13 protein-coding genes and 1 tRNA gene are annotated in these 11,421 nt (G+C 60.6%); 3 read left to right on the top strand and 11 right to left on the bottom strand.

Annotated elements, in window-relative coordinates:
- Positions 1-19 precede the first annotated feature (19 nt).
- From ACQY6C_RS07875 to ACQY6C_RS07850, 6 genes are all read right to left on the bottom strand, one after another.
- On the bottom strand, positions 20-574 hold the full coding sequence (locus ACQY6C_RS07875) for a hypothetical protein (RefSeq protein WP_427967176.1): 555 nt from the start codon (positions 572-574) through the stop codon (positions 20-22).
- A gap of 3 nt (positions 575-577) precedes the next feature.
- Positions 578-1,603 carry an aspartate-semialdehyde dehydrogenase gene (locus ACQY6C_RS07870; RefSeq protein WP_427967173.1) on the bottom strand — a complete coding sequence of 342 codons (1,026 nt, stop codon included), beginning with the start codon at positions 1,601-1,603 and terminating at the stop codon, positions 578-580.
- 71 nt (positions 1,604-1,674) lie between these two features.
- A complete protein-coding gene (locus ACQY6C_RS07865; protein WP_427967171.1) occupies positions 1,675-2,898 on the bottom strand; it encodes an APC family permease in 1,224 nt (407 codons plus the stop codon).
- Between the two features lie 107 nt (positions 2,899-3,005).
- Positions 3,006-3,377, bottom strand: a complete 372-nt coding sequence (gene rplS, locus ACQY6C_RS07860; protein WP_427967168.1) for a 50S ribosomal protein L19 — start codon at positions 3,375-3,377, stop codon at positions 3,006-3,008.
- Positions 3,374-4,114, bottom strand: coding sequence for a tRNA (guanosine(37)-N1)-methyltransferase TrmD (gene trmD / locus ACQY6C_RS07855; RefSeq protein WP_427967165.1), 741 nt, complete (start codon positions 4,112-4,114; stop codon positions 3,374-3,376). Before trmD ends, rplS begins: the two co-directional genes overlap by 4 nt.
- Entirely contained in the window at positions 4,111-5,028 is a 918-nt protein-coding gene (locus tag ACQY6C_RS07850; protein ID WP_427967162.1) for a LysR substrate-binding domain-containing protein, read from the bottom strand. The genes trmD and ACQY6C_RS07850 overlap by 4 nt, the downstream gene beginning before the upstream one ends.
- A gap of 104 nt (positions 5,029-5,132) precedes the next feature.
- Between ACQY6C_RS07850 and ACQY6C_RS07845 the strand changes: the two genes are divergently transcribed.
- Complete coding sequence (locus tag ACQY6C_RS07845) at positions 5,133-5,423, top strand: hypothetical protein (protein ID WP_427967159.1); 291 nt, start codon at positions 5,133-5,135, stop codon at positions 5,421-5,423.
- Between the two features lie 473 nt (positions 5,424-5,896).
- On the opposite strand, the gene rimM is transcribed toward ACQY6C_RS07845, so the two are convergent.
- The 5 genes from rimM to ACQY6C_RS07820 all read right to left on the bottom strand — a co-directional run bounded on the left by rimM (position 5,897) and on the right by ACQY6C_RS07820 (position 9,202).
- Positions 5,897-6,400: a ribosome maturation factor RimM gene (gene rimM / locus ACQY6C_RS07840; RefSeq protein WP_427967156.1), complete on the bottom strand. Its 504-nt coding sequence runs from the start codon at positions 6,398-6,400 to the stop codon at positions 5,897-5,899.
- 8 nt (positions 6,401-6,408) lie between these two features.
- Positions 6,409-6,909, bottom strand: coding sequence for a 30S ribosomal protein S16 (gene rpsP / locus ACQY6C_RS07835; RefSeq protein WP_427967153.1), 501 nt, complete (start codon positions 6,907-6,909; stop codon positions 6,409-6,411).
- 33 nt (positions 6,910-6,942) lie between these two features.
- Positions 6,943-8,421 carry a signal recognition particle protein gene (ffh, locus tag ACQY6C_RS07830; RefSeq protein ID WP_427967150.1) on the bottom strand — a complete coding sequence of 493 codons (1,479 nt, stop codon included), beginning with the start codon at positions 8,419-8,421 and terminating at the stop codon, positions 6,943-6,945.
- 180 nt (positions 8,422-8,601) lie between these two features.
- Positions 8,602-8,677 (bottom strand) — tRNA-Ala (locus ACQY6C_RS07825).
- Between the two features lie 192 nt (positions 8,678-8,869).
- A complete protein-coding gene (locus tag ACQY6C_RS07820; protein WP_427967147.1) occupies positions 8,870-9,202 on the bottom strand; it encodes a TIGR02300 family protein in 333 nt (110 codons plus the stop codon).
- A gap of 175 nt (positions 9,203-9,377) precedes the next feature.
- Between ACQY6C_RS07820 and aroA the strand changes: the two genes are divergently transcribed.
- Together aroA and ACQY6C_RS07810 are read left to right on the top strand one after the other, a co-directional pair.
- Positions 9,378-10,694: a 3-phosphoshikimate 1-carboxyvinyltransferase gene (aroA, locus tag ACQY6C_RS07815; protein WP_427967145.1), complete on the top strand. Its 1,317-nt coding sequence runs from the start codon at positions 9,378-9,380 to the stop codon at positions 10,692-10,694.
- On the top strand, positions 10,691-11,320 hold the full coding sequence (locus ACQY6C_RS07810) for a (d)CMP kinase (protein ID WP_427967142.1): 630 nt from the start codon (positions 10,691-10,693) through the stop codon (positions 11,318-11,320). Before aroA ends, ACQY6C_RS07810 begins: the two co-directional genes overlap by 4 nt.
- Positions 11,321-11,421 lie beyond the last annotated feature (101 nt).

The following is an 11,421-nucleotide window of genomic DNA, read 5'->3' as shown; positions in this document are numbered from 1 at the left end:
TCACGCAGCATCGCGCAAGCTAACGGAATATGCAATTCACCCCAGCCCACATGCTGTTGGGCTTGGAGGCCTCGTCATCGGAATCGAACAGCAGCGAAATTGTTCCATCTTCATCGTCCCCGATGAAATATTCGGCACCCAGGCTACTGTCCTCAACAGGCTTCAGCCTGTTATCCTCACCTGAAAGTTCTGCGCGGGTCAGATCGGGCACATAGTCGCTGCCGCTGGCGGACCAGCCCACGAATTTATCGCTCTGGAAATTGAGCGTGATGCCATCGAATGTGGTGGAACTGACAGGGCCCGCAGGACATTCCTTGTTGGTCTGGCGGTCCTTGACGTTGCCCAGCGCCGCCACCAGCGAATCCTCGGTCGTGGCCCTGACAGTCCCGAAAGGAACTACCCTCGCCTCATCGCCGTCCTGTGCCGGTATGGTGATCCCGTTGGCCCCGAGATCGACCATCAGCTTGGTGATATCGGGCGAACGCTCAGCAACCGCCATCTCCCCCTCGTTCTCGCCGGCCTGTGGTGAACAGGCAAGCAGTGCTGCGAGCGGGAGGATGGCGATGCGTTTCATGGATTATCCCTTCTTGAGGTGCCGCCGACCCAGGAGTTCGGCGATTTGTACCGCGTTGAGCGCTGCACCCTTGCGCAAATTGTCGGAGACGCACCACAACGTGAGGCCATTCTCCACCGTCGGGTCTTCACGCACACGGCTGATATAGGTTGCGCCGTCGCCGGCACACTCGACTGGCGTGACGTAACCGCCATCCTCGCGCTTGTCGACCAGCATGCAGCCGGGGGCCTCGCGCAGGATATCCATCGCCTGTTCGGCAGAAAGCTCATTCTCGAACTCGATATTCACCGCTTCCGCATGGCCGACAAAGACCGGCACGCGCACGCATGTGGCGCTGAGTTTGACCTTGGGATCGAGGATCTTCTTGGTCTCGACCACCATCTTCCATTCTTCCTTGGTAGAACCATCGTCGAGGAAGACATCGATATGCGGGATCACGTTGAAGGCAATCTGCTTGGTGAACTTTGATGGTTCGACCTGGTCGCCCACGAAGATAGCGCGGCTCTGGTCGAACAGCTCGTCCATGCCCGCCTTGCCAGCGCCGGAAACCGACTGATAGGTCGAAACGACGACGCGCTTGATCGTCGCGGCATCGTGCAGCGGCTTGAGTGCCACGACCAGCTGCGCGGTCGAGCAGTTGGGGTTGGCGATGATATTGCGCTTCGAATAGCCGTCGATCGCATCGGGGTTCACTTCGGGCACGATCAGCGGAACGTCGGGCTCCATGCGGTAGAGCGAGCTGTTGTCGATCACCACACAGCCTGCCGCCGCGGCCTTGGGCGCATAATCCTTGGTCGCGGTGCTGCCACAGGCGAACAGGGCGATGTCCCATCCGGTGAAATCGAAATGCTCGATGTTCTTGCACTTGAGCATCTTGCCCGTATCGCCGAACTCGACCTCGGTTCCAGTTGAGCGACTGCTCGCAACCGCCGCAACTTCGTCGCACGGGAATTCGCGCTCGGCGAGGATCGCCATCATTTCGCGTCCGACATTGCCTGTCGCACCGACAACCGCCACCCGGTAACCCATTCAAACTTCCTTTCGTCAAACGCATGTTGCGTCGCAGCAAGGCCGTTAGCCCTCCACTGCGCGCAACGCAATCACACCAAATCTAACAGATAGAGAAGGAGCATCACTGCCCCGGCCAAAGAACCGCACAATCCGCAAATCGAGACCCAGCGCCTGCCGGCCCGGCAATGAACCGCCAGCCAGTTCACCAGCGCAAAGATCAGCAGGAAGACCAGGCTCGCGCCTTCGACCAGCGAAGCGATGTTGCCAATCAAGACTAGCACGATAGCGACGCCCGAGATCACCAGCGTCCCGAACCACGGCACGTCACGCTCGTCGCGGCTTGCGAACAGCGCGGGCAGTTCGCCGTCGAGAGCCGCGCTTTCCGCCAGCCTGGCGGTGGCGAACACTGTGGCATTTATCGCGGAGCCTGCAGAGAAGGTCGCTGCAATCGAAACGGCGATGAAGCCTGCGAGACCCAGTGCCTCGCGTCCTGCCAGCGCCAGCGCGACTTCCTCTTGTTGCACAATGGCTGGCGCACCCGCCAGCATGGTCGCGCCCACTGCCACCATCATATAGGTCGCCATCGTCACGAGGATCGCCGCGGGCATGGCCACCCGGATCGTGCGCGGGGCGTCTCGCATCTCGTCATAGTCGTAGCTGAGGAGCTGGAAGCCCTCATAGGCCATGAACACCACGCCCATCCCAACCAGCGCGGCCCCGAACCCAACCGGCTGACCCGCCTGCAGCAGGAGACGCTCCGGCGCCCAGTGCCACATGCCGATCCCGGCCAGAGCAAGGAGGATCATGAGCTTGCCCCACACTGCAACCTTTTCCAGCAAGGTTGCCTGTGCGGCCCCCATCAGGTTTACGCCTGCGAGCACTACGATGGCCGCGACCGCCGCGAATAGTTTTGCCCAGGTTGCCGCATGGAAGACATTGGCGGCATAGGCGCCAAAAGTGACCGCATAGACCGACACCGTCAGCGTGTAGCCCGCGATAAGGGTCCACACGACCGCCAGAGCCGCCCGGTTCCATCCCAATTCGCGCAGATAAGCGTAGGAGCCGCCCGATTTGCCGATCTGACGAGTCAGCGCGGAATAGCTTTCGCCCGATGCCAGCGCCAACAGACCGCCGAGCATGAAGCTGAACCAGGTCCAATGCCCTGCAACCGTTATGACGACGCCCAGCGTCGAGAATATCCCACCGCCGATCATGCCACCGACGGCCATGGCCCAGGCCCCGCCGGGACCCAAGGGTTCTTCGCCGGAGCCGAGCGCCTGCTCGTCGCCTTCTTGATCAATCGCCTGGTTCATGGATTGCTGCGCGTCCCGCCTTCGATCAGCCAAAGAGAAAGGGCGCCCCAATCTACTTGGAGCGCCCCTTCGAGAAACTTTGGCTATTTGCCTCGGATCGTTATTCCTCAGCCTTCCGCCTTCACGTTCTCGCGGCGCTCCGCAATACGTGCGCGTTTACCGGTACGGCCGCGCAGGTAATAGAGCTTCGCCCGGCGCACAACGCCGCGGCGAACCACGGTAATGCTGTCGACGATCGGCGAGTAAAGCGGGAATACGCGCTCAACACCTTCGCCGAAGCTCATTTTGCGAACGGTGAAATTGCTGTTGATGCTGCGGTTCGAGCGGGCAATCACCACGCCTTCGAAGTTCTGGATACGCTCACGCGTGCCTTCCTTGACCTTCACGCCCACGCGAACGGTGTCGCCTGCACGGAATTCGGGAACGTCCTTCGCCGCCTTGGCGATTTCTTCCGCTTCGATCTGCTGGATCAGGTTCACTGGTCCAAGTCCTTCTTTTTTCGCCGCGCGCCAGAGGCAGACTGGTCCCGAGCGCCACTATAGCGCTCCCAAAGGTCCGGCCTGCGTAACCGAGTGTCTTCTTCGCTGCGTTGCTTGCGCCACGCCGCGATCTTCGCATGATCCCCCGATCGCAGCACTTCGGGGATCGTGCGCCCTTCCCATTCCTGAGGTCGGGTATATTGCGGATATTCGAGCAGGCCTTCTTCGAAGCTCTCCTCGGTTCCGCTGTCGGGCGCGCCCATTACGCCGGGAAGCAGGCGAATGCAAGCGTCAAGTATGGCCAAAGCCGCGGGTTCTCCGCCCGAAAGGACCACATCGCCCAGACTGACCTGTTCGATCTCGGGCCGCGCTTCGAACAACCGCTCGTCAAAACCTTCGAAACGGCCGCACAGGATTGTAACTCCCGGGCCCGCGGCAAGCTCGCGAATGCGCTCCTGCCTGATGGGTTTTCCGCGCGGGGTCATGGCAAGGATGGGGCGCCCATCTGCAACGCTATCGACTGCCGCTGCCAGCACATCGGCCTTCAGCACCATGCCTGCCCCGCCCCCTGCAGGTGTGTCGTCAACTGTGCGATGCTTGTCGGTCGCGAAATCGCGGATTTGGACCGTCTCGCAGGACCAATCGCCCCGTTCGAGCGCGCGCCCGGCGAGGCTTACGCCCAGCGGCCCGGGAAACATCTCCGGATAGAGCGTCAGGACAGTGGCGGCGAAAGTCATTCAGGGAGTTCCCATATCTGCGGGTCGGAGAATTTGTGCTCTTCCGCCAGTTCTTCCAACAGCCATTCGCGAAACCGTTCGATCTTCCTGACACCCACGCGGCCCGCCGGATGAACGAGATAGTGCGAGACCCGGGGCACGTAGAGCGTTTCAAATGGCTGCACCAGCCTTCCCGTCTGAAGATCGGTGCGCCAGAAGAGGGGAGTCAGCATTGCTACGCCAAATCCGCCCAGGATCGCATTTGCTTCCTGCATCTGGCTGTCCATCACCACCCCGAGCCGTGAGGGCGGCGGCGTACCAAGCCCGGCACTGGCAAACCAGCCATTCCAGATCCCGTCGTTTGGCGTGAGCCGGTTGGTCTCCAACAGATCCTCGGGCTTGGAGATAGCGTTTCGCTCAATGAACTCGGCGGTACAGATCGGGGAGAAATGCTGGCGAAACAGGAAATCGGATCGCAACCCATCCCATTGCCCCGCGCCAGATCGGACCGCGACATCGATATGGCCACCCGTCAGATCGACCAACTCGTTCGCAAGCGAGAGTCGAACGGCAATATCAGGGTATCGCAACTGGAACCGCCCGATCCGCGAAGACAGCCATGCGCCGCCGACCGACATGGCCGCATTGATCGAGAGGATTTCCGCATCGTCCTCCCGCAGCGCCTCGAAAGCGTCGGCAATACCCGCGAACCCACCGCTCACTGCAGGTAACAAGCGCTGCCCGGCTTCGGAAAGGCGAACGCGCCCCTTCTCGCGTACGAACAGCGGTTTGCCGACGCGGTCTTCCAATTGGCGGATTTGATAGCTGATCGCGGCCTGGGTCAGCCCCAGTTCCTCTGCGGCGCGTGAGAAATTCTCGTGCCTCCCAGCAGCTTCGAAGGCGCGTATCGCAGTAAGGGGAGGTAGCTGGTTCATTCCCAACCTTATAAGGCACCCTTATATCATTTGCTACCCGTTTTGTTGGCGTCAGCGCATTGGTTGGTGCATCTAGCACTCATCGACGCACTAGGAGATTAGCCATGTTGGAAGCACAAGTAACAAGGAGCGACAGCGATCTGTTCGCTACGCTCCCGATTGAGGATGAAGAAAGCCTGTTTGATTATCTCAGGCCTTATCTCACGAACCAGGAAGCAAGTCTGCTCGGGTTCAGCCCGGCGAATGACGAAGATGATGGGACTCGCAGCTTCGTCCCTTCGCTTCTTGCAGGGATTGCTGCGACCGTATCTACGGCGGTGCTGTTCGCCACCGTCGGTTTCGTTTCCACGCTCGGCCTGGCCGAAGCTGGTGGCGGTGTTGCCGCTCTCATCTAACCTCCAGGATGAGCGGCGGCATGTAGAGGGGGTGAGGCTAGCAGATGGGGCACGTCCCGCACCTGTTGGTTCAGCTTCACCCTCTCAAATAGGAGTGGCCTGCAATTAGTTCTTGGGAAGCTTGTGTCGCGGTGTGACAAATTTGGTGGAACCGATCGCTGCAGCTAGCCCCGCAACGGCCGATCCGCCTAGAATAAGCAAGTCCGTACCTGTCGCGACAACACTATCATTGGTACCGATTTGCGCAGCCAATGTAGCCACGCTAGGCCCTATACCCGCTATCAAGTGTCGCAGTCTGGCCTTGATATTGGGTGAGAGCTTGAGGATTGCCAGGTTAAAGACCGTCGCTGTCGCTGTGCAGATTGCCAGCGTCGTGGCCGGGTTGTCGATCATCTTGCGCCTCTCTGTCCTGTTCCGTTGTTCGACTCTGACATTGAGATTTAGTGCATTAATACACTAACTCATCCAAGAAGCTAGTCCTCAACGAAATTGACCGAGATTACCAATCGGTCACTGTCCCATTCGAGCACGGCCTGCTCGGTCATGGGCACCATGAACGTTTTCACACCCTTTGCTGGCGCAGGAACTTTTTCGATTTCAATGATGTCACTCGCGCCGAAATTCTCGACCGCGATTACGCGTCCCACGGGTTCGCCTGCGTCCGTAACCACCGCCAAGCCGATCAGGTCTGCGTGGTAATACTCGCCCTCATCCAGTGTGGGGAGTGAGGAACGGGACACGGTGAGCGTGGTCCCACGCAGCTTTTCAGCCGCAGAACGATCGTTCACACCGTCGAAGCGCGCGATTGCCCCGCCCTTGTTGTCGCTGCGAAGCTTGGTGAGGGTCAATTCCCCTTCATTGAAGCTGGTATGGGCCTTGAGGGCATCGAGCCCGTCACCCAACAGCTTCAGCCGGACCTCGCCCGTCACGCCATGCGCACCGGTAATGGCGGCAAGGGTGACGGGCTTGTCCGACATGGAAAGGCTTACTCGGCCTTTTCTTCGGCTGCGTCCTCAGCAGCAGCTTCTTCTGCTGGTGCTTCTTCGGCAGCAGCTTCTTCAGCCGGTGCTTCTTCAGCGGCTGCTTCCTCGACTACTGCTTCTTCCTCGGCCGGTGCTTCAGCTGCTTCCTTGGCGGCTTCTTCGGCTTCGGCCAGCTTCGCAGCTTTTTCCTCGGCGCGTTCCTTGGCTGCTTCGCCCGGCTCGGCCTTCTGAGGATTGTTGCGCGGCGCGCGCTCCAGGATGCCGGCGGCATCGAGGAAGCGGTGGACGCGGTCGCTCGGCTTGGCGCCGACGCTCAGCCAGTGACGCGCACGGTCTTCGTTGAGCTTCACGCGCTCACCCGAATCCTTCGGCAGCATCGGGTTGTAGGTGCCGATCTGCTCCAGATACTTGCCGTCACGCGGGCTGCGCGTGTCGGACACAACGATGCGGTAATAAGGACGCTTCTTCGCGCCACCGCGCGAGAGACGAATTGCAACTGCCATTGTACTTACCTTTCCAGTCTTAAAGTCTTGAAATCATTTCTTGTTGAGCATGTCACGAAGATCAGGCGGGAGCGTGTCCGGATCGACCGAGGGCCCCTTGCCGCCTGAGCCGCCAAGCCCCGGCAGGCCGCCGCCCGGGCCACTCAAACCCGGCATCGCGGCACCCAGGCCGCCTCCACCGAACAGGGCGCCGAGCCCCTTGAGCCCGCCCATCTTCTTGATCTGTTTCATGGCGCGGGACATCTCCTGGTGCATCTTCAGCACCTTGTTGACTTCCTGCACCTCTGTTCCGCTGCCCGCCGCCACGCGCCGCTTGCGCTTGGCGTTCATCAGCGCGGGATTTTCGCGTTCCTTGGGCGTCATCGAACCGATGATCGCATCCATATGGACGAGCACCTTATCGTCCATATTGCTTGCCGCCATCGCTGCTTTGGCTTTCTTCATGCCAGGCAACATTCCCGCCAGCATACCCAGTCCGCCCATGTTCTGCATTTGCTGAAGCTGGGTACGCAGATCGTTGAGGTCGAACTGCCCCTTGGCCATGCGCTTGGCCATGGCTTCGGCATCTTCTTCCTTGATCGTCTGCGCGGCCTTTTCGACCAGGCTGACGACATCGCCCATGCCCAGGATGCGGCCCGCAACACGATTGGGATCGAAAGCTTCGATCGCGTCGAGCTTCTCACCCGTGCCTGCAAACTTGATCGGCTTGCCAGTAACGTGACGCATCGAAAGCGCGGCACCGCCACGCGCATCGCCGTCCATTCGGGTCAGAATCACGCCAGTCAGCGGCACTTCGCCACTGAAGCTCTGGGCGACATTGACTGCGTCCTGGCCAGTCAGGCTGTCGACAACCAGCAGCACTTCCTTGGGTGTCGATACGCCTGCAACGGCCTTCATCTCGGCCATCAGCGCTTCATCGACATGCAGGCGGCCCGCGGTGTCGAGCAGCAGCACATCGACCGCCTGCAGCCTGGCAGCCTCCAAGGCGCGGCGCGCAATATCGACCGGTTGCTGACCCGCAACGATCGGCAGCGTCGCGACATCGACTTGCGTGCCAAGAACAGCGAGCTGCTCCTGCGCGGCCGGGCGATTGACGTCGAGCGATGCCATCAGCGCCTTTTTGCCGTGCTTCTCCTTGATGAGCTTGCCCAGCTTGGCGGTTGTGGTCGTCTTACCGGAGCCTTGCAGGCCGACCATCATGATGACGACGGGAGGCTTTGCATCGAGCTGGAGGCCTTCGACCTCTGTGCCGCCGAGCATGTCGACCAGCTCGTCATGGACGATCTTGACGACTTGCTGGCCTGGCGTGACCGAACGCAACACGTCCTGCCCCACGGCCTTTTCGGTGACATTGTCGATGAAACGGCGCGCAACGGGCAGCGCAACGTCAGCTTCAAGCAGCGCGACACGGACTTCGCGCATCGCATCGCGAACGTCCTGTTCCTTCAGCGCGCCCCGCCCTTTCAGGCGGTCGAACACGCCGCCAAGGCGATCTGACAGATTGTCAAACATGCGTGTCCATTACTCCTCCGACGTGCAGCCACGCCGATAAATACGCGAAAAACGCCGGCGGACGAAAACTCGTCGGCCAGCGTGCGAAAATCTTCATCTGGTCGCTTCCTAATCGAAAAAGTGGGCCCCACTTCTTCTGGGAAACTCCCGGACCGAAATCCGACTTTGTTCAGTATCGAGTGGTGGAGCCTAGCGGGATCGAACCGCTGACCTCTACAATGCCATTGTAGCGCTCTCCCAGCTGAGCTAAGGCCCCGAGCACTCGATTTTGCAGTGCAGCAAATGCCGCACCCCTTGCGGGAAGCGCCCAATATAAAGCACGCTCCCCCTTTGCAACATTATTTTTTCGCCTCAGGCGCTGGCAGCCGTGTCCGCGGCCTTGGTTTTCCTCGCTCGCGCGACCCAAAGACAGCATCGCTGCCGGCGCCCGGCGTCTGAGGTTCACAAACTAGCTATCGTCTTCGTCGTCGTCGCCCTTGCCCTTGGTCACGCCAAGATCGTCGTCACCGCCGAGGTCGACTTCATTGTCCGGCGAATCTTCGTCATCGTCGACGGCCAGATCTTCCAGATCGTCATCGCCGCCGAGATCGGAGTCCGCTTCGGCCTCTTTCTTCTTCTCGTCTTCCTCGAACGGGATCGGCTGCTTCGACTTCAGCACGGGTTCGGGATACCATTCCTCGCCGCACTCGATGCAGGCGACCGGTTCGTCCTTGCCCAGATCGTAAAAGCGTTCCCCGCATTTGGGGCAGGAACGCTTGGTGCCCCATTCTGGCTTGGCCATGTCTTACATTTCCTTTGGTCCGGCCCGGTACTCGCAGGCGAGCCGTGCAAAATCTTCTCTTTCTTGATGGGTAGCAAAAGACCCCGAATCAAGAGCGCCGCGCGCCTTGCCATAGGGGCATGGCGCTGTCAAAAGCCGCGCTCCTTCCCAATCCATTCTTTTGCCGGAACTTCGATTGCCCGCTCACAGATTTCTTCCGCCCAAAACCCCGCTGACCGGTCGTATCCGCGTACCGGGCGACAAGTCGATCAGCCATCGATCGATCATGTTCGGTGCGCTGGCTGTTGGCGAAACGCGCGTCTCCGGACTGCTCGAGGGCGAAGACGTGATGGCCACGGCCGAGGCCATGCGCCAGATGGGCGCTCATATCGAAAAGCACGGCGACGAATGGCGCATCCGCGGCGTGGGTGTCGGCGGATTGCTCCAGCCCGATGGCGCGCTGGACATGGGCAATAGCGGGACATCGACCCGATTGTTGATGGGCCTGCTGGCCAGCCACGGCATCACCGTCGCCTTTACGGGCGATGCGAGCCTGTCCAAACGACCGATGGGCCGCGTAATTGAGCCGCTCTCACAAATGGGCGCTAGCTTCGAATCCTCGCCGGGCGGCACGCTGCCTCTGATGATGCGCGGTGCCTTGCCCGCCGTGCCGATCACATACCGCCTGCCGGTCGCGAGCGCACAGGTGAAAAGCGCGGTGCTGCTTGCAGGTCTCAACACCCCCGGCATTACCACTGTGATCGAACCGGTACCGACGCGCGACCATTCAGAACGGATGCTACGCGGATTCGGAGCGGAGCTTGACGTCGAGGAAGCGGATGGAGAAAGGATCATCCGTATTCATGGCGAGGCCGATCTCAAGCCGCGGCAGGTCACGGTGCCGGGTGATCCCTCTTCCGCCGCTTTCTTTATTGTCGCAGCACTCATCATCGATGGTAGCGACCTGGTAATCGAGAATGTCGGCCTCAACCCTACCCGCGCCGGCCTGGTTGAAGTGTTGCGCCAGATGGGCGGTAATATCGAGGAGCTGGACCGGCGTGAGGTCGGTGGCGAGCCTGTAGCGGACCTGCGTGTTCGGCATTCGGTCCTGACCGGGATCGACGTCGATCCTGCGGTTGCGCCAAGCATGATCGACGAGTTCCCGGTCCTTTTCGTCGCGGCGTCGATGGCGCAGGGCACAACCACGACAAGTGGGCTTGACGAGCTTCGCGTGAAGGAGAGCGATCGCCTCGCTGCCATGGCTGCCGCGCTGACCAGTGCCGGAGCACGAGTCGAAGAACTGGAAGACGGTTTGGTGATCGAAGGCACGGGAGGCGAGCCGCTGCGCGGAACCGCGGCTTCGCCGGTCACCACTCACCTCGATCACCGCATTGCCATGAGCATGGCGGTGGCAGGGCTCGCTTCAAAGGATGGTGTGGAGGTGGATGACACCGCACCGATCCGCACCAGCTTCCCCAATTTCATGGACCTGCTGGAAGAGGCCGCAGCATGATCATCGCCGTCGACGGCCCCACCGCCTCAGGCAAAGGCACCATTGCCAAGGCGCTCGCATCGCATTTCGGCTTGCCGCATCTCGACACCGGTCTGCTTTATCGCGCCGCCGGCTATCAATGCGCACTCAACGGCGGCGATGTGAACAATGAAGAAGACGCACTCGCAGGTTGCGATTTTCCGGACGACCTTCTGTCCAATCCAGAGTTGCGCAGCGAAGCGACAGGTGGATTGGCTAGCCGCGCTTCCGCCCATCCCGCCGTGCGGCAGGCGCTCTATGAACGCCAACGCGCATTCGCCACACAACCAGGCGGCGCGGTGCTTGATGGGCGCGATATTGGCACAGTCATAGCGCCCGAAGCCGACATAAAGCTGTTCATCACTGCCAGCGTCGAGGCCCGCGCCATGCGCCGCTGGCTTGAGATGACAGGGCGCGAAATCGAAATCCCGCTGGCCGAGATCGAGCAAGACATCGTCCGCCGCGACGATCGCGACATCAATCGCAAAGATGCTCCGCTTCGGGCTGCGCCTGATGCCCGCATCCTTGATACCACGAGGCTCAACAAGGAACAGGCCATTGCAGCCGCCATCGAAGCGGCAGAGTCAGCGGCAAAAGCCTTGCGTTGAACGATCCTGTCCAGAATCGGGGTTAATCCAAGGGCCATCATTGCAGGTCTGCCGCTACAATTACGGACGGACCAGAGCCGCAGTATCGCAAATCGATTTGA

It is taken from the genome of Altererythrobacter sp., assembly GCF_050299635.1.
GTDB lineage: Bacteria > Pseudomonadota > Alphaproteobacteria > Sphingomonadales > Sphingomonadaceae > Erythrobacter.
The sequence above is the reverse complement of the archived record's forward strand: the minus strand, read 5'-3'. Positions and strand labels throughout refer to the sequence as shown.